Origin of the sequence: Streptococcus mitis (genome assembly GCF_047464945.1) — a bacterium.
Lineage (GTDB): Bacteria > Bacillota > Bacilli > Lactobacillales > Streptococcaceae > Streptococcus > Streptococcus mitis_EA.
Window position 1 is genome coordinate 372,850 of sequence record NZ_JASHAX010000001.1, and the last position, 23,677, is coordinate 396,526.

Below are 23,677 nucleotides of genomic sequence, written 5' to 3' on the forward strand. Positions count from 1 at the left end.
GAGATGTTTAGAACAATGACTTCAACTAAACAACACAAAAAAGTTATCCTTGTCGGAGATGGTGCTGTAGGTTCATCTTACGCTTTTGCACTTGTTAACCAAGGAATTGCACAAGAGCTTGGAATTATCGAAATTCCACAATTGCATGAAAAAGCTGTTGGTGACGCGCTTGACCTTAGTCACGCCCTTGCCTTCACTTCACCTAAAAAAATCTATGCAGCTCAATATTCTGACTGTGCAGACGCTGACCTTGTTGTAATCACTGCAGGTGCTCCTCAAAAACCAGGTGAAACTCGTCTTGACCTTGTAGGTAAAAACCTTGCTATCAACAAATCAATCGTAACTCAAGTGGTTGAATCAGGTTTCAAAGGTATCTTCCTTGTTGCTGCTAATCCAGTTGACGTTTTGACTTACTCAACTTGGAAATTCTCTGGATTCCCTAAAGAACGCGTTATCGGTTCAGGTACTTCACTTGACTCAGCTCGTTTCCGTCAAGCACTTGCTGAAAAATTGGATGTTGATGCTCGTTCAGTTCACGCTTACATCATGGGTGAACACGGTGACTCTGAGTTCGCTGTTTGGTCACACGCAAACATCGCTGGTGTAAACCTTGAAGAATTCCTTAAAGACACTCAAAATGTTCAAGAAGCTGAATTGATTGAATTGTTCGAAGGTGTTCGTGATGCAGCCTACACAATCATCAACAAAAAAGGTGCAACATACTACGGTATCGCAGTAGCCCTTGCTCGTATCACTAAAGCAATCCTTGACGACGAAAACGCAGTACTTCCACTTTCAGTATTCCAAGAAGGTCAATACGGAGTTAAGAACGTCTTTATCGGTCAACCAGCTGTTGTTGGTGCACATGGTATCGTTCGTCCAGTAAATATCCCATTGAACGACGCAGAAACTCAAAAAATGCAAGCATCTGCTAAAGAATTACAAGCTATCATTGACGAAGCATGGAAAAACCCAGAATTCCAAGAAGCTTCTAAAAACTAATTAAAGTTGAAATAACTCCTTGAATCCTCAAGGGGTTATTTTTTGTGTTTAAACTCAATATCTTGCTTGCTGAAAGCAATGTACCTCTTAAAGCTATAAGCGCTTGAAGTTCATAAAGACGCCAAAGCAACAAATCAGATTTATACTCACATCACAAAGATCATGAAGCAAGCCGTGCTTGACGTAATTAATACCGTCGCATTAAATCGCAAGTAAAAAATTTTGCCCCATAAGCAAAAAAGCCCATCATACAGGCTAGAAAGCTTGATATGATAGGCTTTTTCTTATTTTAATTAACGTACTGTGCGGATACGCATTGTGTTCGTACGAACAGCTTCTCCAACTGGTACACCAGCTACGATAACGATATCGTCACCAGATTGTACAAGTCCTGCTTCAACTGCTTTACGTTCAGCGATTTCAAACATATCGTCAGTTGATGATGGAGCATCTGTCAACATTGGGATAACACCCCAGTTCAACATCAATCCACGTTCTGTCAATTCGTCGAATGTCAATGCTAAGATGTCAGCATTTGGACGGTATTTAGAGATCAAACGTGCAGTGTGACCAGTCTTAGTAAGAGTTACAACCAATTTAATGTCCATTGAGTTAGTAGCATCTTTAACAGCTGAAGCCATTACTTCTGTCTTAGAGTTACGTTCGAATGAATCTGAGTTCAAACGTCCGTATTCGTTAAGAAGAGTTTGAGCGTTCTTATCGATTGTAGCCATTGTAGCTACTGACTCAAGTGGGTATTTACCGTTTGCAGACTCACCTGAAAGCATTGTAGCATCAGTTCCGTCGATAACAGCGTTAAATACGTCTGATACTTCTGAACGAGTTGCACGTGGTTTTTCAGTCATTGTTTCAAGCATGTTTGTTGCAGTGATAACAACTTTACCTGCAGCATTGACTTTAGTGATGATCATTTTTTGGTAAACTGGAACCATTTCGAATGGTACTTCGATACCCATGTCACCACGAGCGATCATGATACCATCAGCAGCTTCGATGATTTCATCCAAGTTATCGATACCTTGTTGATTTTCGATTTTAGCGAACAATTGAACGTGTCCGTTTCCAGTTTCTTCACAGATTGCACGAACTTCGTTCACATCTTTTGCAGTACGTACGAATGAAATCGCGATGAAGTTGATACCTTGTTCAAGACCAAAGCGGATATCGTCGTTATCACGTTCAGCAAGAGCTGGGAAAGGAATTTTAGTGTTAGGAATATTCACACCTTTTTGTTTAGCAATGATACCATCGTTTTCAACTTCAACTTCAAATTCACGAGTTGCATCATCTTTAGCAACCACACGAAGACCAAGTTTACCATCGTCAACCAAAACTTGACGACCAACTTCAACATCATCATAGATATCAAGAGCACCAGCAACGTTTAATGCAATCACTTCACGAGTTGATTTGATTCCTTGTTTAGTTGCAACACGGATTTTCTCACCAGTTTTGTATGAATACTCTTTAGCTTCACCTTCGAACAATTCTGTACGAATTTCTGGTCCTTTTGTATCAAGAAGGAAACCAACTTTTTTACCTGCAAGTTTTTCAGCAAGTTTAACAGTTGCCATACGCTCACCTTGTTCTTGGTGGTCACCGTGTGAGAAGTTGAAGCGGAATGTGTTAGCACCAGCTTCAATCAATTTAGCAATGTTTTTAGCTGAAGCTTCAACATCAAGTTTTTCACCCCAGTATCCGTCATCACCAAATTTTTTACCACCACGGATTTCTACCGCAGGACCCAAAGTTGCAACGATTTTTACACGTTTATTCATGATTTTTGTGACTCCTTTATATATATGACCTTTTTGGTCTTATTAACTAAATTGTAAATTATGACAAGCTCTTATTCAAGCTAGATAGCTCAAGGTCAGCCTTGTGTGGGTTGTTAACCACAATTTTACCATCTGCAGTAAGGCTAAACAATGCTCCTTCTTCTGCAGTTCCAAGGATTGGGTTTTCAACCATTTTCTCGTTACGGATACCAACCGCAACACCACCGATACCTTCTTTAAGAAGTTTAACAGCATGCGCACCCATGCGTGACGCCAATACACGGTCACGCGCAGTTGGAGAACCACCACGTTGGATATGTCCAAGTTCTGTTACACGAAGGTCACTTGTATCCCCAGCTTCTTTTAGTTTTTTACCAAATTCAGCTGCTGACATCACACCTTCTGCCAAGACGATGATGTTGTGTTTTTTACCACACTCATAACCACATTTAATGCTTTCTACGATATCTTCAATCTTGAATCCTTCTTCAGGAATGATGATTTCATCAGCACCAGTTGCGATACCTGCCCAAAGAGCGATATCACCAGCGTTACGTCCCATAACTTCAATAACAAAAGTACGACGGTGACTTGATGATGTATCACGAATCTTATCGATAGCATCCATAGCAGTTGTAACCGCTGTGTCAAAACCGATTGTAAAGTCAGTACCAACGATATCGTTATCGATTGTACCTGGAAGACCGATAGCTGGGAAGCCATGTTCAGTCAAACGCATAGCACCGTGGTAAGATCCGTCACCACCGATAACAACTACACCTTCAATTCCGTGTTTTTTCAATTGCTCAATCCCTTTAAGTTGCCCTTCAAGTTGAGCGAACTCTGGGTAACGAGCTGAGTGAAGGAAAGTACCACCACGAGAAATGATGTCTCCTACTGAAGCAGCATCTAGGGGATGAATTTCACCAGCAACCATACCAGCATATCCATCATAGATACCAAAAACTTCCATTCCTTCTGAAATTGCTTGACGAACAACTGCACGGATAGCAGCGTTCATACCAGGGGCGTCTCCACCACTAGTCAAAACAGCAATACGTTTCATATTGGTTATGCTCCTTTTTCTTTTAACATTCTTATTGATTATACCACATTTGATTTTAAAATTCTTCTATTTTCCGTATTTTTAGCGATAAATCGTTTTCATAACCATTTCATTCAATTTCGCTTCTAATTCATTGGATTTAGCTACAAAATGATGGGGAGAAACGATTGTTTTCTGTTCCTCTTCATACCTGATAATGACTGGGATTGGGCCTTTATATTGGTCTAAAATACGTGAAATTTCTTGATCCGATTCATGATTCTTTACCTGTATCCAAAAGCGTTCAGCAACTGCTTCTCTTATTTCTTGTGCAATCATTTGCAGACGGCCATCACGTGACTGGATCTTTCCTTTTATATAGTAGAAGGCTCCCTCTTTTATTTCCTGCCCAACCTGACGATATAAGTCTGAAAAGAGAGTGACATCCAATTTTTTCTTACTATCATCTACCTGTAAGAAAGCCATGTTTTCGCCCTTTTTGGTACGAATTACTTTTATCTTCTGAACTTCAACCAAAATAATAGCGTAGCTATTTTCTGACAAATTCCCAATTGGGGTAATCGGGTAAATAGCCTTACTTGCAATAGCTTGTAGGGGATGTTTGCTGACACCTATCCCTAAAAGTTCTTGTTCCATATAGAATTTTTCTTGTTCCGTCCAATCTTCCGATTCCTGCCAACTATAAATGGTATCACCAAACAAGCTTCCTAACTCTTTTACAAATTCAAATAGATTAACTAAATTATTGAATACTTTTTGACGATTTCTTTCAAATGAATCGAAAAGACCAACTTTTACCAAAGGTTCTAGCAGAGGAAGTTTCAGATAATTCTCAGGTAATTTAGCTATAAAATCTTCAATGTTCGAATAGGGTCTATTTTCAATAATCCAGAGAGCCAAATCATTGCTGACTCCCTTAATCGATTTCAAACCTAGATAGATGGCCTTGTTTGCAATTTTATCGTGATAGGGAATAGTATTGATGGACAATGGGGCTACTTCAAAACCTGCTTCAAGTGCATCTATTAAGTAATCACTGTTGGCAGAATTCAACATAACCTGATAAAAAATGGCTGGATAATGCGTTTTGAAATAAGCCAACTGGAAGGCCAAGGCTGAGTAGGCATAGGCATGTGACCTGTTAAAACCATAGCCTGCAAACTTCTCCATAACATCAAAAACCTGCTCTGCCTTTTCCGCAGTATGTCCAGCTTTTAATGAACCTTGAATAAAAGAAGCCCTCATCTCATGCATGGCAGAAGCATCCTTTTTACCCATAGCTCGGCGCAAAATATCGGCTTTCCCAAGACTAAATCCAGCAAAACGCTGAGCAACCTGCATAACCTGCTCCTGATAGAGCATGATACCGTAAGTTGGAGCCAAAATATCCTCCAGTACTGGATCCAGAACAGTCACTTCTTCCTGCCCATGCTTTCTTGCCACAAAATTATTGATATAGTCACTAGCACCTGGTCGATTTAGGGAAGTGGTTGCTACGACATCTTCAAAACAGACTGGTTGAACACGCTTGAGTAGGCGAATGGCACCAGGTTGCTCAAATTGAAAGATACCTTTTGTATTTCCAGAGGCAAATAAAGCTAACGTTTCTTTGTCTTCCAAATCAATTTCTTCGATTTTAAGGTGAACACCTTCTGTTTCTGCAAGTAATTCTTGCATCTTCTGGACAAAGGTCAAATTTCTTAGTCCCAGAAAATCCATCTTTAAAAGTCCACTAGCTTCAACTCCATGAGCATCATACTGAGTCAGTGGAATTTCATCACCATGCTTCAGAGGGATATAGTTGGTCAAATCCTGGTCGCTAATCACAACACCAGCCGCATGGACAGAGGTTTGTCTTGGATATCCCTCAATCTTACAGGCAATTTCAAAAGCTTTTTGGTATTCTAACTTACTATTGATTTGCTGACGAAACTGGAGGTTACCCTCATAGGCCGACTTGAGATTGTCCCGAAAACTGATTTTCTTAGTAATTGAAGATAATTCATATTCAGGAACACCAAAGCGTTTCAATACATCTCGTAGAGCTTGCTTAGCTCCAAAAGTTGAAAAGGTAACGATTTGAGCCGCATGTTTACTACCATATTTATTGCCAACATATCTGATAAAATCTGGACGATAAATATCTGGAATATCAATATCAATATCAGGCATGGTATAGCGTTCACGATTGAGGAAACGTTCAAAAATCAGATTTTTCTCTACTGGGTCAATCCCTGTGATATCTAAGGCATAGGAAACCAAGCTACCAACTGCAGAACCCCTTCCCATTCCCATATAGTAGCCATTCAATCGTCCAAAACGCAGCAAATCCCAAACAACCAAGAAATAATCATCAAAGCCCATATCATGAATAACAGCCAATTCTTGGTCTAGTCGATCTTGATATTCTTTGCTAGACAACCCCTTCTGAGCAAGTCCCAGTTCAGCACGTTCTCTCAACTCTTCTACTGCTGGTCTCGCTGGATTAAAACGAGGCAGTTTCAAACTAGTATCCAAGTCATAAGAAATACCTGAAATAAGCTTTTCTAAGTTTTCCAAGGCTTGAGGAAAACGTTCTTGGAATAGTTTCTCTAAAGAACTTGCTGATATAAGGACATCTTGTCGCGAGCGCAAAGGGACTTCTCTGAGCGGTAGGTTTTCTTTAATCGCTGTTAATACTTGTAGAACTTCTCTATCCCTGCTTTCAAAGGCATTGACCCGATAGAGAGGTAAGATAGGACGATAAAATTCGCTTACCAGTGTTTCTGGGTAAACCCCTATATAGTAATCACAGCCTAGATTTAGTGATTCAAGCTCTTCAAAATAAGGCACAATTACCGCGATATCCTCCAGGTACTGGGACAAGACTGACCAACTTTTCTCCCCCTGCATCTTGGCTGTTGAAAGCTTCATCAACTGCTGATAGCCCACACTAGATAGAGCTAAAAAGCGCAGATTCACTTCCTGATCATCCATAAATACAGTCATTTCAAGCCCTAATAAAGGATGAATGCCATATTTTTTTGTAACCTCTAGAAAGTCAAAAGCACCATAAAGATTATCAATATCCATCATAGCCAGATGAGTGTAGCCGAATTCTTTAGCTGCTCTCACATACTTTTCAATCGAAATGACGCTCTCCATAAAACTATAGACTGTTTTTGTATCTAGTTGTGCGATCAATTTACACTTCTCCTCTATCCTTCTCACTATATTATACCATTTTCAAAAAGAGAAAGACAAAAGCAATGACTCCTATCTCTATTTTATCCTTAAAGTAAAATTTTTTGAATGAAAAAATAACAAATATATTTGCAGTAGAAATGTTTTTGTAAACTATTTTGAACTTTTTATCCCAATAAATGGATATCTCTTTTAAAGAAGTGAGATAAATTCACTCAAAATTCTTGTTAGATATCGTTTAATTTATGAATGCTATAGAATATCACATATTATTTCATATAAATAATATTCATTATTCTTTAATTAATTTCTTTCTCACTTAATAATTCCCTTTTTCCTATTTTTTTGATATAATAACCTTAATTATTATTTTACAAGGAGGTTTTATGCGCTTTAATCAATTCAGCTATTTATCACTTCCAAGAGATACTATTTTATATGAATTAAAAAAGTATGGATTTGATTTTCCATCTGAGTCAACAAATAAAAAGATGTTGGAGTCTTTTCTAAGTCGTTTCTTTTTCACTTATCAAGACACCAACTACCCACTTTCCATCCTAGCAGCTGATAAAAAAACAGACCTGCTAACATTTTTTCAATCAGAAGATGAACTGACAGCAGATATTTTTTATACTGTTGCTTTTCAACTTTTAGGCTTTTCTTATTTGGTTGACTTCGAAGACAGTGAAGCTTTTCGTAAAGAGACTGGATTTCCTATTGTATACGGTGACTTGATTGAAAATCTCTATCAGTTACTCAATACTCGCACCAAAAAGGGAAATACTCTTATCGACCAACTTGTTAGTGATGGTCTTATTCCGGAGGATAATGACTACCACTACTTTAACGGCAAGAGTTTGGCAACTTTTTCTAGCCATGATGTCATTCGTGAAGTCGTTTACGTTGAGTCTCGTGTCGATACTGACCAAAAAGGGCTACCAGACCTAGTCAAGGTCAGCATTATTCGTCCACGTTATGAGGAGCAAATCCCTGCCATCATGACAGCCAGTCCTTATCATCAGGGAACCAATGACAAGGCTAGTGACAAGGCTCTCTACAAGATGGAGGGCGAGCTTGAGGTTAAACCTGCTCATAAGATCGAGTTAGAGGAACCTCAACTAAATCTCGTCCAACCTCAAGGCCAAGCTGAGCTTGTGTCAGAAGCTGAGGAAAAGCTAAGTCACATCAACTCTAGCTATACACTCAACGACTACTTCCTCCCACGAGGTTTTGCCAATCTCTATGTTTCAGGTGTTGGTACTAAAGACTCTACTGGTTTCATGACTAATGGCGACTACCAACAAATCGAAGCTTATAAAAATGTCATCGATTGGCTTAATGGCCGTTGCCGTGCCTTTACCGACCATACGCGCCAGCGTCAAGTCAAAGCTGACTGGTCAAATGGAAAAGTAGCCACAACTGGACTTTCTTATCTAGGTACCATGTCCAATGGTCTGGCGACTACAGGTGTCGATGGTTTAGAAGTCATCATTGCCGAGGCTGGCATTTCCTCATGGTACAACTACTACCGTGAAAACGGTCTGGTGACTAGCCCAGGTGGCTATCCAGGTGAGGACTTTGACTCCCTTGCTGAGTTAACCTATTCTCGTAATCTCTTGGCTGGCGACTATATCCGTGGCAATGAAGCTCACCAAGCTGACTTAGAAAAAGTAAAAGAGCAACTGGATCGCAAGACTGGCGACTACAATCAGTTTTGGCATGACCGCAACTATCTGCTCAATGCTGACAAAGTAAAGGCAGAGGTTGTCTTTACCCATGGTTCTCAGGATTGGAATGTCAAACCACTTCATGTTTACCAGATGTTCCATGCTCTACCTACTCATATAAACAAGCACCTCTTTTTCCATAATGGTGCCCATGTGTACATGAACAACTGGCAGTCCATTGACTTCCGTGAGTCCATGAATGCTTTGTTGACAAAGAAATTACTGGGACAAGATACAGATTTCAAACTTCCTACTGTTATCTGGCAGGACAATACAGCCCCTCAGACTTGGTTATCACTTGATAACTTCGGTGGGCAAGAAAACTTTGAAACCTTCTCACTTGGTCAAGAAGAGAAAGTCATTCAAAACCAGTACCCAGATAAGGATTTTGAGCGCTATGGTAAGACATACCAGACCTTCAATACAGAACTCTATCAAGGAAAAACCAATCAGATTACTATTGACCTTCCTGTGTCCAAAGATCTTCACTTGAACGGTCGCGCTCAGCTTAATCTTCGTATCAAATCCAGTACAAACAAGGGGCTCTTATCAGCCCAACTGCTAGAACTTGGACAAAAGAAATACCTACAACCTTATCCAGCTGTTTTAAGTGCTAGAACCATTGACAACGGTCGCTATCACATGTTGGAAAATCTTAACGAATTGCCTTTTCGTGAAAATGCACAGCGAGTCGTGACAAAAGGTTACCTCAATTTACAAAATAGAAATGATTTACTGTTAGTAGAGGATATTACTGCAGATGAATGGATGGATGTGCAATTTGAACTACAACCTACTATTTACAAGTTAAAAGAAGGAGATACTCTTCGTTTAGTCCTCTATACGACTGACTTTGAAATCACAATCCGTGACAATACCGACTACCACTTGACTGTCGATCTTGAACAGTCTACTCTTATCATACCTCACTAAAAAAGGAGTTAAATTATTATGAATAAATCTGAACATCGACACCAACTCATACGAGCTCTTGTAACGAAAAATAAGATTCACACACAAGCTGAGTTGCAATCTCTTCTTGCTGATAATGATATTCAAGTTACACAAGCAACACTTTCGAGAGATATTAAAAGTATGAACCTCTCAAAAGTACGAGAAGAAGATAACTCTTACTATGTGCTCAATACAGGTTCTATCTCAAAATGGGAAAAACGCCTCGAACTCTACATGGAAGATGCCCTTGTCTTGATGCGCCCAGTTCAACACCAAGTCCTACTAAAAACCCTTCCTGGACTGGCTCAATCATTTGGTTCTATCATTGATGCTTTGAGTTTCCCTGATGCTATCGCTACCCTCTGTGGTGATGATGTCTGCCTTGTCATCTGTGAAGATGCAGAGGCAGCCCAACATTGCTTTGAAGAGCTGAAACGGTTCGCCCCTCCATTTTTCTTTGGTGAATAAACAGAAACTGAACTCAACAACTGCAAAACTCTCAAAATTTTAAACAGTAGTGAATTGATGTCAGCTAACAGCTAGCGAATACAATAGCTGATTCCTGCTGAAAAGTGAGCTATGCAGCTTAATAAAACAAAAAAAGAAATCTATTTCATACATGAGTACAAAAGCTCCCCTTATAGTTTCTAGTGAAAAACAAATATTCACTAGAAACTATAAGGGGAGTCTTCATATATCTAAAAGAAATTCTAAACCTGTTTCAGCTTGATATAGTGTTTGAATAAAATGTTAACAAATTTATTAGGGAATTCAAATCAATTTCATGCTTTAAAAGTCGTTTCGTACTATTTTAGATTCAATTAATTATACATCATAGATAATCCGCTTCAAAAACCTCTTCAAATCACGTCAGGTTCACATTTCCGTATAAGAGAGAAATTTATTGTTGCAATACTTTTCTTGGCTTAGTACCTTCAGCTGGACCAATGACACCTGCCATCTCAAGCTCTTCCATGAGACGGGTCGCACGGTTAAATCCAACTGATAAACGACGCTGAATCATAGATGCGCTGGCTTTCTGGGTTTCGATTACCAAAGCCTTGGCTTCTTCAAAAAGCGGGTCTCCACCAGATTCACCATCTGAAAATTCTCCTTCATTTTCAGAAACCTCACCTGGATCAAAACTCTCATCGTAGTCCGCATCAGCCTGAGCCTTGATGAAGTTTACGATGCGTTCAACATCATCATCCGAGATAAAGGATCCTTGGAGACGAACTGGATGATTTTCATCAATCGGTTTAAAGAGCATGTCACCTCGGCCAAGCAGTTTTTCTGCTCCATTTTCATCCAAGATGGTGCGCGAGTCTGTACCTGATGATACCGCAAAAGCCACTCGAGATGGGACATTGGCCTTAATCAAACCAGAAATGACATCAACGGATGGACGCTGAGTTGCAAGAATCATGTGGATACCTGCAGCACGCGCCTTCTGTCCAAGACGAATGATGGCATCTTCCACTTCCTTGCTGGCCACCATCATGAGATCAGCCAACTCATCCACAATCACGACAATGAGCGGTAGCGGAATCTGCTTGTACTCGGACTGGGCATTAAACTCTTCTACCTTGGCATTAAAACCTGCAATATTCCGAACTCCCACCTTGGCAAAGAGTTCATAACGATTTTCCATCTCATCCACAACCTTTTGCAGAGCCTTACTGGCTTTGCGTGGATTGGTCACGACTGGAATCAAGAGGTGGGGAATATCATTGTAAACGGACAACTCAACCATTTTGGGATCGACCATCATAAATTTGACTTGGTCAGGTCTCGCCTTCATGAGAATGCTAGCAATAATACCATTAACAGCTACTGACTTCCCTGAACCCGTTGAACCTGCGACTAGCAAATGGGGCATTTTAGAAAGGTCAAAAGCTCTTGCGGTTCCATTAACAGCCTTTCCTAGAGGAATTTCTAAGAGATTTTCTGCTTTCGTTTGAGATTGTTCCCATAGTTCGCGGAAGGATACCGTCGCAATCTCAGAATTAGGAACCTCAATCCCGACTAAGGATTTACCAGGTATTGGAGCCTCAATCCGAACATCCTTAGCCGCCAAGGCTAGAGCGAGATCATCTGCGAGATTGGAAATGCGGTTGACCCTTACACCCACTGCAGGCTTGACTTCATACTTGGTCACTGATGGCCCAATTTCGGCCCGTTCAACTGTTACCTTAATACCAAAGCTAGCAAAGGTTTCTTCTAGAATTTTGATATTTTCCCGAACGATTTTCTTCTCTTTAGACTGGTCTTTGGGTTTATCCGGTGCAAAAAGTTGTAAACTTGGAAGTTTGTATTCAATGGCTTCCTTGGCCGAAAAATCGACCTGAACATCTTCGTCATCAGAGCCATCTTCCTGTTCAGCGAATTCAAGTTCAGCTTGAGGCAGGATGATTTCTGGTTCCACCCACTCTTCTTCTGGAACAGGAGGAACGTCAAGCACAACATCTTCTGTCAGAATTTCACCCGTTTCCATATCAATAGGAGGCAAATCGAGTAAGGCTTTTTCAGCTTCTTCTTGTTCTAATCTAGCCTCTTCCTCAGCCTTTTGGCGAGCTTTTTCTTCTTGTTTGACAAAGCGTTCCTCTTTTCGAAGCTCATGTCCTTCCCTCCATTTGGCAAAGCCTCTACTGAAAAATTCAGCAATATCATAAACAGACCAAGGACTGACTAGGAGGGCACCCACTAAAATCAAGATAGAACCAATAAAGTAAGTACCGATATTTGAAAAGAGAAAGGCGGTTGGAATATAAAGAGCGACACCAATCAAGCCCCCTCCAGCAAAACTGGTCGTTCGAAAACCAGTCAAATCCGTCACAATCTGAGCCATGGTTCCTTTTAAAACCGACTTATCCAAACCATATTTCCAAACTAAGTAGGCCTCAAAAATCAAGAGCAAGCCAGCAAATATGGTGAAAAATCCTGATAAGAGTCCTTCCTGTTTTCGTATCCACTTGAAAAAGAAGAGATAGAACAAGAGGCCAAATATTGCTAGATAGGCTAGACTACCCACCAACAAGCGTATTAAATTGTAAAGGGTGATACCTGCAGCTCCTAATTTGAAGGCTGCGAAAATCAATAAAAGTGCGATTCCCAACGAAATCAACATTCGTTGAATCGCTTCTTTTCTTTCGAGTTCTGCTTTAGACGGTCTCCGTCTTGTTTTACTTGTATTCTTGTTTGCCATTCTTCTATTATACCATATTTCACAGGCATTTCGGAAAGAGAAAAAGACTGCACCAAACGGTCCAATCTTTTCATTTTATATCTAGTTTTTATGCTTGGGGTTTACGTAGGTAACCATATACCACACCACTTACGATTGCTCCTACCAAGACAGAAACAAGGTAAAGGAGAGCATTTGAAGTAAGGGCGATAACGAAGATTCCTCCGTGCGGCGCCATGAGTTTGATACCAGTAAGACCAACGAGTCCACCTGCTACTGCCGAACCAAGGATGAAGCTTGGAATCGCACGAGCTGGGTCAGCGGCACCAAATGGAATCGCTCCCTCAGTGATAAATGACAAGCCCATGATGATATTCGTCAAACCAGAGTTGCGTTCTTCCTTAGTAAATTTATCTTTGAAAAGAAGAGTTGCGACAAAGATTGCAAGTGGTGGCACCATTCCTCCCGCCATAACTGCTGCCATAGCTACAGAGCCACCAGAAGAAACAGTCGCTGCAAGCGTACCTGTACCAAAGACATAAGCTGCTTTGTTAACTGGTCCACCCATGTCAACAGCCATCATTCCACCAAGGACGATACCGAGAAGGACAGCTGAACCACCTCCAAGACCACCTAGGAAGTCATTCATAGCAGTGTTGATTGCTGCCATCGGGATGTTAACAGCTAGCATGACAAATCCTGTCAAGATTGTCCCAAGAAGTGGCAAGAGAAGGATTGATTTTGCACCTTCAAGTGAACGAGGAACTTTAACGTATTTCTTGATAGCAAGAACCAATGCACCTGCGATAAATCCACCAACAAGGGCACCTAGGAAACCAGATGAGACACCTGCAAGAGTTGACGTTGCTTCACCACCTGCGGCATAAGGGATCTTACCAAAGGCAAAACCTTCTTTGGCAATAGCACCAGCCACGAAACCAGCTACCAAACCTGGTTTTTCAGCGATAGAGTAGGCAACATAACCTGCAAAGACTGGAAGCATCAAACCAAAGGCCGCACCACCGATTTTCATGAACATAGAAGCTAGTTCATGGTAAGAACCAAGACTGCCAAGGTTTTCATTCGGAACACCCAAAGCACCGTCAATCAAGAAGGCAAGGGCAATCATGATACCACCGCCAATAACAAATGGCAACATTTGAGATACACCACTCATCAAGTGTTTGTAGAAGGCACCACCAAGGCTTTGTTTTTCGTTAGAGGCTGTTGCAGCTTTTGCACCATTAGCGGCACGATAGACTTCAGCATCTCCTGAAAGAACCAAGTTAATTAACTCTTCTGTCTTACGGATCCCGTCAGCAACCGGACGATTGATCAATGGTTTACCATCGAAACGATCCATCTCAACCGCCTTGTCTGCAGCGATAATAACAGCTTTAGCCTTACGGATGTCTTCAGCAGTTAGTTGGTTTCCAACACCGCTAGCACCGTTGGTTTCGACCTTGATACCAACACCCATTTCAGCAGCCACTTTTTGAAGGGCTTCTTGGGCCATGTAAGTGTGGGCAATACCTGTCGTACAAGCTGTAACAGCTACGATAAAGTCACCAGAGTCATTAGCAGGTGCTTGAACAGGTTCCTCAGTTTTTTCTGAAGCTTGGTCAAAAAGTTCAATGACTTGGTCAGCTGATGTTACTTGACGAAGTTTATCAGCAAAGCCATCTTTCATCAAGTATTGAGACAATTCTGCCAAGGCAGCCAAGTGGGTATCATTGGCACCTTCTGGAGCAGCAATCATGAAGAAGAGGTCAGTTGCTTGCCCATCCAAGCTTTCGTAGTCAACACCCTTGTTTGACTTGGCAAAGAGAACAGTCGCTTCTTTGACAGCAGCGTTTTTGCTGTGAGGCATTGCAATTCCATCACCCAAACCAGTAGAAGTGAGAGCTTCACGCGCCAAAATTCCTTCTTTAAATGTTTCAAAATCTGTTACATAACCGTGATCTGTCAAACTTTTAATCATCTCGTCAATGACAGCTGTTTTTTCAGTCGCCTGCAAATCGAGCAACATGACATCTTTTCTCAATAGGTCTTGAATTTTCATCGTTTTTCTACCTCAACTTTTTCATATGTTTCTTTAATAAATTCTGCCGTTGCCAAATCATCTGAGAAGGTGGTTGCCGTTCCGCAAGCCACTCCCCATTTGAAGGCTTCTACTGCGTCTTTTGATTTGACAAATTCACCTGTGAATCCGGCAACCATAGAATCACCAGCTCCGACTGAATTTTTCACTGTTCCTTTGATTGGTTTAGCGAAATAAGTTCCCTCAGATGTTACCAGAAGGGCACCGTCACCAGCCATGGAGATAATGACGTTTTGAGCACCTTTAGCCAGTAACTCACGAGCATATTTCTCAATTTCATCTAAACTTTCGAGTTTAACCCCAAAGATCGCTCCAAGTTCATGATTGTTTGGTTTGACCAAAAGTGGCTGGTGGTCCAAACTATCAATCAAGGTCTGTCCTTCAAAGTCACAAACCACTTGCGCACCCGTCTGACGCGTCAAGGCAATCAAATCCTTGTAAATGACATTGCCTAGATTTTTAGCACTTGAACCTGCAAAGACAACTGTATCTTCTGCTGTTAAACTTGAAAGAATAGCTTTCAATTCTTCTAGCTGGGCTGGTTCCACATTTGGACCAGTCCCGTTGATTTCTGTTTCTTGGTCCGCTTTAATCTTAACATTGATACGAGTATCTTCTGCCACTTGGACAAAACGTGTCTCGATTTCTTCCTCTGCCAAAGTATCTGTGATAAATTTACCAGTAAAGCCACCGATAAATCCCGTCGCTGTATTTGATATATCCAAACGTTTCAAGACACGGCTGACATTGATTCCTTTCCCACCAGCAAACTTATCATCACTGTCCATACGATTGACACTACCGACTTGGACTTGGTCCAAACGAACAATATAGTCAATGGATGGATTGAGTGTGACTGTATAAATCATACTTCTATTACCTCCGTTTTCTCCTTAATAGCCTGCAAGAGCTCATGCCCTTGACTTGTGATAACAATAGCGCGTTTGAGTGGTGCTACCTTGGCAAAGCAAGTTTGTCCAATTTTAGACGAATCCACCAAGACATAGGTCTGTTTGGCATTCTCTAAAATAGCACGCTTAACAGCTCCCTCCTCCATATCAGGAGTCGTATAATAGCCATCGTCCACACCATTCATCCCGATAAAGGCACGGTCAAAGTGCAATTGGTTAATCTGGTTGAGAGCAACGCCCCCGATGCTCGCATCTGTCGCCATCTTGACACTTCCTCCAACTATGACAGTTGGAATCTGCTTTTCAACCAACTGAGCGGCATGGTGAATGGAGTTGGTCACAACAGTAATATTCTTATTGACCAATTCATGAATCAAAAAAGCAGTTGTTGTTCCAGCATCGATAAAGATGACATCTTGTTCCTTGATGAGAGAGGCTGCTTTCTGAGCCAGCAACTTCTTCTCTTGAAGGTTTTTGACAGATTTTTCTTGAATGGTTTCTTCTTCCTTCAAGGAATGAGGCAATTCTGCTCCACCATGCACGCGACGAAGCTTGTTTTCTGCTTCCAATTCATCCAAGTCTCTTCGAACCGTTGATTCTGAGGTCTCTAGCAAACTAACTAATTTTTCTAGAGAAACTACATGATGTTGATTTAACTCCTCTAAAATCAGTTGCTTCCGCTCTGTTTTTAACACCGAATCACCTCCTGTTATCGTTTACACTATTCATTCTATCATACTTTATTTCAAAGTCAAGCATTTTTTATCATTTTCTTTCAAATTCTATCATTTTTCTTATTTTCAGAATTTTTATTGCAAGATAAGTATCTTTATGGTAGACTATTTGAGTAAGTATTGGAAGATTACTCAAGAGGCTTAAGAGGCCGTGTTGGAAACGCGGTAGGCGTGTAACAGCGTGCGTGGGTTCGAATCCCATGTCTTCCGTTTATTTTAAAAAAGATACCCAAGAAATCTTGGGTATCTTTTTTCTTATATGCTTGTTTTATAACTCGGGTGAATTTCTTAGAAAATATCAAATAACAATTTCACATTGAGAATTGTTAAGATAATGGAAACGATATAGCCAAGGATGGTATTCCATTTGGCATTGGTAAATTCTCCCATCAGTGATTTCTTAGAAGTTAGATAAATCAGTGGGAAGATTGAAAATGGAAGAGCAATCGAAAGAAAGACTTGTGAATAAACCAATAACTGATCTAATGTTTTTTCCTGATGACCAAACAGAACCGCTACAATCATGACAGGCAACAAGGCAAAGAGACGAGTTGCCAAACGAATGAACCATTGAGGTAATCTCATATGCAAGAAACCTTCCATAACGATTTGTCCAGTCAAGGTACCCGTAATTGTCGAATTTTGACCACTGGCTAATAAAGCCAAGGCAAACAAGGTTGATAAGGTCGAGCTAGCTATAGCTCCTGCAATAGTAGAATCCTGCAAGGCATTATACATTTGAGAGAAGGCAGAAATCTCAGATGCATGGCCGAAAAAGAGAGCCGCCCCGAGAATTAATAGAAGGGAGTTAACCACAAAGGCCAAGGATAATTGGAGATTTGAATCCCAGGTCATAAAGCGCACGGCTTTTCGAACATCATTCTTGTCCTTGTGATTGATTTTCCGAGTTTGTGACAAGGAAGAATGCAAATAGAGGTTATGGGGCATAACCGTTGCTCCCACGATCCCTAGTGCCAAGGTTAATTGACTTTCATGCCCTGGCAAGGGACTTTCAAATAAGGTTGCATTCGGTAGATAACCCTCAACGATTCCTTGGAAGCTTGGATGTGACAAAGCTACCAGATAGGTAAAAATTGCTAGAATGGTTAAAATCAGTGTTGTCACAATAGCTTCAATCTTCTTAAAGCCAAATTTCATCAGAAGCAATAAGAGAAAAACATCCAACACGGTCAAGAGAATTGCTATCATAATCGGAATCTTAAAGAGAAGATTGAGAGCAATCGCTGAACCTAGAACTTCTGCCAGATCTGTCGCCATCAAGGCTAATTCTAAAATCACCCATAGACTATAACGAAGCCATTTAGGTGAATGATGAGCCGTTGCTTGAGCCAGGTCCATCTGGGTTACAATACCAAGCTTTCCTGCCATCTGCTGAAGTTGCATGGCAATGAGAGATGAAATCAAGATAACAAACAAGAGACTATACTTATAGGAAGCACCACCGACTACACTGGTAATCCAGTTTCCTGGATCCATATAACCAACTGCGACAAGAGCACCCGGACCTAAAAAGGCATTTAAATTTTGCCAGAAATGATTGTTATTTGGAGTATCGATAGATTGATTAATCTCAGAGAGTGACACTTTTTTATGAGAAGACATAGATACTTACCTCTTTCTAAACCTACTTTTTCATTATTTTCTATTAGAGAAAAATAAGATTGACTTTAAACTATTAAAACAATGAAAACTATATGAAAAACATTTAGTTTTTTCATTATTTTTCTTAAGGCACCTTAATATTTTTCTTAAGGCACCTTAATATTTTTCTTAAGGCACATTAATTATAACACAAAAAATGAAAACTATATGAAAAACATTTAGTTTTTTCATTATTTTTCTTAAGGCACCTTAATTATAACAGAAAATATGATAAAAACTTAAGAAAATTCAGGACTTGATTTAATATTTAGGATACAACAAAATGTTGTATTCTTTTTTGCAAAAGAATACCAAAAAATAAAATAAAAAACGTTGTAAAATTCAACACCTGATATTATGCGTTTTCTGATTTTAAAGACTTTTTGCCTGACCCTTTTCACCTTGTTAAAACACCATTGATCTTAACTCATCACTTACCTCTTAAAAAATCTTTAGAATTGCCTTAATCCCCTTTATTGTATCGCGTTTGGAGTTTTTTAGGTATAACCTTCGACGCGCACCTTACGTAGGACGACAGACTCATAGCTTTATACATAATAGAACGAGTATCTCCATCTGTAGAGATACTCGTTTTTTGCTATTTTCAAAGTGTTCTTTTTGACCAATCCCATACATCATTTTTATAGTAAATTGAAACTAGAATAGTACATCGTGGATACTAAAACATTTCTAGAAATTAATTTGATTTCCCTAATCAAGTTGCACACATCTTATTTCAAACTACTATATATTCAATGAAAATCAAAGAGCTAACTAGGAAGCTAACCGCAGGTTGCTCAAAGCACCGCTTTGAGGTTGCGGATAAAGCTGACGTGGTTTGAAGAGATTGTCGAAGAGTATTAAGGAGTATAGAATAGTATTTTAACTCCATCCTCTAAAGTGCTCCCAATAAAAGATACTTGAACACCATATTCAGCATATAATCTTTATGCCCTAAGTCAAAACAATCATTCTTTTCTAATTTATCGTAAATAAATCTAAAATCACAGAATACTGTCAGATGACTTAAAAAATGATTCTTTGGAAAAAGCGAATCAAAACTTGATTTATCACTTTTTATTCCACTATCTTTTTGTCACACATATTTATAAAGTACTGGTGCAAGCGAACATCATCAGTCAATTCTGGATGAAAAGAAGTTACCAACATATTTTTTTCTTGGGCTGCAACGATTTGATCTTCAACTGTTGCTAGAATTTCTACATCTTCTCCAACACTGCTGATAATTGGACCACGGATAAAAGTCATTGGAATCTGACCGACTCCCTTACATTCTGCTTCCGTGTAAAAACTTCCTAATTGGCGCCCATAGGCATTTCGCTCGACCACCATATCCATAGTTCCTAGATGATGCTCGTCCTGAGAAGTAATTTCCTTAGCCAGCAAAATTAAACCCGCGCAAGTTCCAAAAACAGGTAAACCAGATAGAATTGCTTCTCGGATAGGAATCAGCATGTTCTGGTCACGTAAGAGCTTGCCCATGGTTGTAGATTCCCCACCAGGCAAAATCAAACCTGACAAGTCACTCTGATGTTTCTGAAAATCATCTAGATTTCTGATTTCAACACTCTCAACACCTAATTGATCTAGCACTTTTGCATGTTCTGCAAAGGCCCCTTGCAAGGCCAATATTCCGATTTTCATCTATTTTCCTCGCTCTGCCATGAGAATTTGGATTTCATTTTCATTAATACCCACCATGGCTTCTCCTAAATCTTCAGAGATTTGGGCTAGTATTTGAGGATTTCGGAAGTTAGTCACAGCCTTAACAATGGCGCTCGCTCGTTTAACAGGATCTCCTGACTTGAAAATACCTGAACCTACAAAGACACCCTCTGCCCCTAATTGCATCATCAGCGCAGCATCTGCTGGCGTTGCAACGCCTCCAGCAGCGAAATTTACAACTGGCAATTTTCCATATTCATGAACATATTGGACCAATTCTACAGGGACTTGCAAATCCTTGGCAGCAACATAAAGTTCGTCCTCGCGTAGGTTTTGAATGCGGCGAATTTCCTGATTCATCATACGCATATGACGAACGGCTTGGACGATATCCCCTGTACCCGGTTCTCCTTTTGTACGAATCATAGAAGCACCTTCAGCGATACGACGCAAGGCTTCGCCCAAATCCTTAGCTCCACAGACAAAAGGAACTTGGAATTCTTTCTTATCCACATGGAAACGGTCGTCAGCTGGAGATAAAACTTCACTCTCATCGATATAGTCAATTTCAATAGCCTCTAAAATCTGAGCTTCAACAAAGTGCCCGATTCTGACCTTGGCCATCACTGGAATACTAACTGCTTCTTGGATTTCCTTAATCATCTTTGGATCACTCATGCGGGAAACCCCACCAGCTGCACGGATATCAGCCGGAATCCGCTCCAAGGCCATCACAGCTGCCGCACCAGCAGCTTCTGCAATACGTGCCTGTTCAGGGTTCTGAACGTCCATGATAACCCCACCTTTGAGCATCTGTGCCAAGTTTTTATTTAGTTCATAACGATTTTCAGTCATTTCTTTATCCTCATCATTTGTATTGGTAGCTACCATTTCATTTTAAGTTAGATTAGAATGAATCACAAGATAAAAAAAACGTAATTGTATGGGTACAGACTAGCTAAAAAACTATCTGACCGTTAATCAAGGCCAGATAGTTCATCATTTTTATTTTTCAGCTGTAAGGGCAGCCATTGTGATGTAGTTGTACGGTTTGTTGAAGTGTGGCAAGAAGAATAGGTCTGTCAATGCCAATTTATCAATTGTTACATGCTCTTGGATAGCAAGTGAGAACATGTGAATTCCCATGCTAATTGCAATATCATGTGAAACCATTTGCGCACCAAGAATTTCACGGCTATCTTTGTCAAAGACAATCTTAATTGCTACTTCATGGTTATCATGTTTCATGAATTCTGGTTTTTGAAGATCGTTAAAGCCTGTTTCAGTCGCATTGTAACCTGCAGCTTTCGCTTTTTCAAGAGTCAAACCAGTTGAAACCATGTGAAGACCATAGATTGAGATACCGTTTGATCCTTGCACACCGATTCCTTCCAATTCATGACCACAAGCATTGTAGGCACCAACGATACCAGTACGAACAGCATTTGAAGCAAGGGCAATGTAGCTAGTGTCTTTACGAGCATTATCATAGACAGTCGCACAGTCACCAACTGCAAATACACCTGGAATTGAAGTTTCTTGTTTCTTATCTACAAGAAAGGCACCGTTACGGAAGAGTTCAATCTTACCGTCAGCAAGGGCTGTGTTTGGACGGAAACCAACTGCAAGGATAACCATGTCCACATCGAAAGTTTCTTTATCAGTAATCAAGCGTTCTACTTTACCGTCACCTTCGATTGCTTTAACAGTTTGACCAAGCGCCAAGCGGATGTTGTGGTCTTCCAAGTTCTTCGCCATCATTTGTGTGAAGTCTTTGTCATAGTAGCCGTTTAAGACTGTATCAACGATATCAACAAGGACAACTTCTTTTCCAAGACGTTCAAAGGCTTCAGCAAGTTCAACACCGATGTAACCACCACCAACAACGGCGATACGGTCAAGGTGTTGGCTCTTGTCAGCAAGTTTATTGATAACTTCTTCAGCGTTTTGGTACAATTTAACGAATTGTACATTTTCAAGAGTTGCTTTAAATTCGCGGTTTCCTTTAACAATTTCAACACCTTCGATTGGTGGCAAGATTGGTGTAGAACCTGTAGCAAAAATCAATTTCTCGTATGATTCTTTGTGCTCTTTCCCTTCAACTTCTGCTGTAACTACTTTGTTATCATAGTCGATTGAAAGAACTGGTGAGTTCATGTAAACCTTAGCACCTTTAGCTTCCAATTTTTCTTTATCAGAATAGAACAAGCCTTCAGCACCGTCAATTTGTTCACCAATCCAAAGAGCCATTCCACATCCTAGGAAAGAGATGTTAGAGTTTTGGTCAAATACAACAATTTCGTTCTCATTTCCAAAATTATCCAACATGGTATTGATACATGCTGTACCAGCGTGGTTAGCACCGACTACAACGATTTTACTCATAAAAAATTCCTACCTTCAATTTTAAATTTACTCTTCTAGTATATCATTTACTGTTAGCGTTTACAAGAGTTTTGCTAATTTTCCCGATTTTTTTGTAAAGAAATGTAAATAATCTGTATTTTATCAGCCTTTCTTACAATTACTCTTTATTTCTGAGCATATTTCTTGACATCTTTACAAAATTTATTTGTGAAAACGCTGACTTTATGGTATGCTAGTATCATGGAAAGAAAATGTAAGGGGTTCATTTTTCATAAATTTACTATATTTCAACCTTCTTTTCATAAGAGAAAGGAGTTGGTAGTTTGCCTCTTAGTTCACATTCTGAACGCCTAATGGGAACCACTATCACTATTTCATTAGTGGATGTGCAAGCAGATATCTTGCTCCAAAAATCTTTTGATTTACTCAAAGAGCTCGAATACCGCTTCAATGCCAATAGCCAAGAATCTGAGTTGATGGAAATCAATCATCAAGCTGGAATAGCCCCCGTCAAGGTTCATCCAGACCTGTTCGAACTGATTTCACTTGGGTTAGAGCATAGCCTAGCGCCCTCTAGCCACCTCAATATCAGCATTGGTCCCTTGATTCAAACTTGGCGCATCGGTTTTTCAGATGCCAAGGTTGCCCAGCCTCAAGAAATTGAATCGGTGCTACCTTTAATCAATCCTCATGATATCGAGTTAGATTCTTCTACTTCCACTGTATTCTTAAAGCAGAAAGGAATGAAGATAGATCTTGGTTGTTTAGCCAAGGGTTATAGTGCGGATAAGGTTGCCCAATTTTTGAGAGAAGAGGGAGTGACATCTGCCTTGATCAATCTGGGAGGGAATATCCTGACCATTGGAAAAAATCAGGCAAGAGGGAACCAACCTTGGCAAATCGGGATTCAAGACCCAGCCAATCCTCGGGGAAATCACTTAATGACCATACCTGTTGTCAATCAATCTGTCGTGACTTCGGGCATTTATGAACGTCACCTGACAGTCGATGGAAAAGATTACCATCACATTTTTGACAGCCAGACAGGATATCCTGTTGAAACAGAACTCGCTAGTCTCACAATCATCTCTGATAAGTCAGTTGATGGTGAAATCTGGACAACTCGACTCTTTGGAGAAAGACCTGCTTCTATCCTTTGGCAAGTCGAAAGTTTGGAGGGCATCGAAGTCATCCTCATTGATAAGGAAGGCCACCTAAGTTGTTCTTCAGGAATTCCTACTCTATAGAGACAACTGTTTCAATGGAGTTTTAAAATCGTATTATGTAAAAAGAGAAAGGAA

Annotated in this window: 16 protein-coding genes and 1 tRNA gene; 5 read left to right on the forward strand and 12 right to left on the reverse strand. The window is 40.2% G+C overall.

Annotated elements, in window-relative coordinates:
• Positions 1–15 precede the first annotated feature (15 nt).
• Entirely contained in the window at positions 16–1,002 is a 987-nt protein-coding gene (locus tag QM424_RS01840; protein WP_023942623.1) for an L-lactate dehydrogenase, read from the forward strand.
• A 293-nt stretch (positions 1,003–1,295) separates the two neighbouring features.
• Here the strand turns inward: QM424_RS01840 and pyk are convergent, their stop codons facing one another.
• From pyk to QM424_RS01855, 3 genes are all read right to left on the reverse strand, one after another.
• Positions 1,296–2,801, reverse strand: a complete 1,506-nt coding sequence (gene pyk, locus QM424_RS01845) for a pyruvate kinase (protein ID WP_101781993.1) — start codon at positions 2,799–2,801, stop codon at positions 1,296–1,298.
• Positions 2,802–2,859: 58 nt separating this feature from the next.
• Complete coding sequence (pfkA, locus tag QM424_RS01850; protein ID WP_101781994.1) at positions 2,860–3,867, reverse strand: 6-phosphofructokinase; 1,008 nt, start codon at positions 3,865–3,867, stop codon at positions 2,860–2,862.
• 81 nt (positions 3,868–3,948) lie between these two features.
• Complete coding sequence (locus tag QM424_RS01855; protein ID WP_414392752.1) at positions 3,949–7,050, reverse strand: DNA polymerase III subunit alpha; 3,102 nt, start codon at positions 7,048–7,050, stop codon at positions 3,949–3,951.
• Between the two features lie 386 nt (positions 7,051–7,436).
• Between QM424_RS01855 and QM424_RS01860 the strand changes: the two genes are divergently transcribed.
• Complete coding sequence (locus tag QM424_RS01860; RefSeq protein ID WP_414392753.1) at positions 7,437–9,710, forward strand: Xaa-Pro dipeptidyl-peptidase; 2,274 nt, start codon at positions 7,437–7,439, stop codon at positions 9,708–9,710.
• Positions 9,711–9,728: 18 nt separating this feature from the next.
• Complete coding sequence (locus QM424_RS01865; protein WP_084889551.1) at positions 9,729–10,199, forward strand: arginine repressor; 471 nt, start codon at positions 9,729–9,731, stop codon at positions 10,197–10,199.
• 433 nt (positions 10,200–10,632) lie between these two features.
• Here QM424_RS01865 and QM424_RS01870 read toward each other — a convergent pair whose 3' ends face one another.
• The 4 genes from QM424_RS01870 to QM424_RS01885 form a co-directional block, all read right to left on the reverse strand.
• Positions 10,633–12,936, reverse strand: coding sequence for a DNA translocase FtsK (locus QM424_RS01870; RefSeq protein ID WP_414392754.1), 2,304 nt, complete (start codon positions 12,934–12,936; stop codon positions 10,633–10,635).
• A gap of 88 nt (positions 12,937–13,024) precedes the next feature.
• Positions 13,025–14,977 carry a fructose-specific PTS transporter subunit EIIC gene (locus QM424_RS01875; RefSeq protein ID WP_414392755.1) on the reverse strand — a complete coding sequence of 651 codons (1,953 nt, stop codon included), beginning with the start codon at positions 14,975–14,977 and terminating at the stop codon, positions 13,025–13,027.
• Positions 14,974–15,885, reverse strand: coding sequence for a 1-phosphofructokinase (gene pfkB / locus QM424_RS01880; protein WP_414392756.1), 912 nt, complete (start codon positions 15,883–15,885; stop codon positions 14,974–14,976). Before pfkB ends, QM424_RS01875 begins: the two co-directional genes overlap by 4 nt.
• The gene (locus QM424_RS01885) at positions 15,882–16,622 is read right to left on the reverse strand and encodes a DeoR/GlpR family DNA-binding transcription regulator (RefSeq protein WP_414392757.1); all 741 of its coding nucleotides are present in this window, start codon (positions 16,620–16,622) and stop codon (positions 15,882–15,884) included. The genes pfkB and QM424_RS01885 overlap by 4 nt, the downstream gene beginning before the upstream one ends.
• A gap of 161 nt (positions 16,623–16,783) precedes the next feature.
• Between QM424_RS01885 and QM424_RS01890 the strand changes: the two genes are divergently transcribed.
• A tRNA-Ser gene (locus tag QM424_RS01890) sits at positions 16,784–16,871 on the forward strand.
• A gap of 78 nt (positions 16,872–16,949) precedes the next feature.
• On the opposite strand, the gene QM424_RS01895 is transcribed toward QM424_RS01890, so the two are convergent.
• From QM424_RS01895 to nox, 5 genes are all read right to left on the reverse strand, one after another.
• A complete protein-coding gene (locus tag QM424_RS01895) occupies positions 16,950–18,284 on the reverse strand; it encodes an Nramp family divalent metal transporter (RefSeq protein WP_000094601.1) in 1,335 nt (444 codons plus the stop codon).
• Between the two features lie 934 nt (positions 18,285–19,218).
• The gene (locus QM424_RS09850; RefSeq protein WP_474104720.1) at positions 19,219–19,404 is read right to left on the reverse strand and encodes a transposase; all 186 of its coding nucleotides are present in this window, start codon (positions 19,402–19,404) and stop codon (positions 19,219–19,221) included.
• A complete protein-coding gene (pdxT, locus tag QM424_RS01900) occupies positions 19,401–19,988 on the reverse strand; it encodes a pyridoxal 5'-phosphate synthase glutaminase subunit PdxT (protein ID WP_414392758.1) in 588 nt (195 codons plus the stop codon). Before pdxT ends, QM424_RS09850 begins: the two co-directional genes overlap by 4 nt.
• Positions 19,989–20,864, reverse strand: a complete 876-nt coding sequence (gene pdxS / locus QM424_RS01905) for a pyridoxal 5'-phosphate synthase lyase subunit PdxS (RefSeq protein ID WP_084886814.1) — start codon at positions 20,862–20,864, stop codon at positions 19,989–19,991.
• 150 nt (positions 20,865–21,014) lie between these two features.
• Positions 21,015–22,394 carry a H2O-forming NADH oxidase gene (nox, locus tag QM424_RS01910; protein ID WP_000036780.1) on the reverse strand — a complete coding sequence of 460 codons (1,380 nt, stop codon included), beginning with the start codon at positions 22,392–22,394 and terminating at the stop codon, positions 21,015–21,017.
• Between the two features lie 305 nt (positions 22,395–22,699).
• On the opposite strand from nox, the gene QM424_RS01915 reads away from it, so the two are divergent.
• Positions 22,700–23,623: an FAD:protein FMN transferase gene (locus QM424_RS01915; protein WP_414392759.1), complete on the forward strand. Its 924-nt coding sequence runs from the start codon at positions 22,700–22,702 to the stop codon at positions 23,621–23,623.
• The last annotated feature ends 54 nt before the right edge of the window (positions 23,624–23,677 follow it).

Coding starts and splice junctions, on each gene's coding strand:
- QM424_RS01895 (WP_000094601.1), bottom strand. CDS start 18,284: ATGTCTTCTCATAAAAAAGTGTCACTCTCTGAGATTAATCAATCTATC.
- QM424_RS01870 (WP_414392754.1), bottom strand. CDS start 12,936: ATGGCAAACAAGAATACAAGTAAAACAAGACGGAGACCGTCTAAAGCA.
- nox (WP_000036780.1), bottom strand. CDS start 22,394: ATGAGTAAAATCGTTGTAGTCGGTGCTAACCACGCTGGTACAGCATGT.
- pyk (WP_101781993.1), bottom strand. CDS start 2,801: ATGAATAAACGTGTAAAAATCGTTGCAACTTTGGGTCCTGCGGTAGAA.
- pfkB (WP_414392756.1), bottom strand. CDS start 15,885: ATGATTTATACAGTCACACTCAATCCATCCATTGACTATATTGTTCGT.
- pdxT (WP_414392758.1), bottom strand. CDS start 19,988: ATGAAAATCGGAATATTGGCCTTGCAAGGGGCCTTTGCAGAACATGCA.
- QM424_RS01860 (WP_414392753.1), top strand. CDS start 7,437: ATGCGCTTTAATCAATTCAGCTATTTATCACTTCCAAGAGATACTATT.
- pfkA (WP_101781994.1), bottom strand. CDS start 3,867: ATGAAACGTATTGCTGTTTTGACTAGTGGTGGAGACGCCCCTGGTATG.
- pdxS (WP_084886814.1), bottom strand. CDS start 20,864: ATGACTGAAAATCGTTATGAACTAAATAAAAACTTGGCACAGATGCTC.
- QM424_RS01865 (WP_084889551.1), top strand. CDS start 9,729: ATGAATAAATCTGAACATCGACACCAACTCATACGAGCTCTTGTAACG.
- QM424_RS01840 (WP_023942623.1), top strand. CDS start 16: ATGACTTCAACTAAACAACACAAAAAAGTTATCCTTGTCGGAGATGGT.
- QM424_RS01875 (WP_414392755.1), bottom strand. CDS start 14,977: ATGAAAATTCAAGACCTATTGAGAAAAGATGTCATGTTGCTCGATTTG.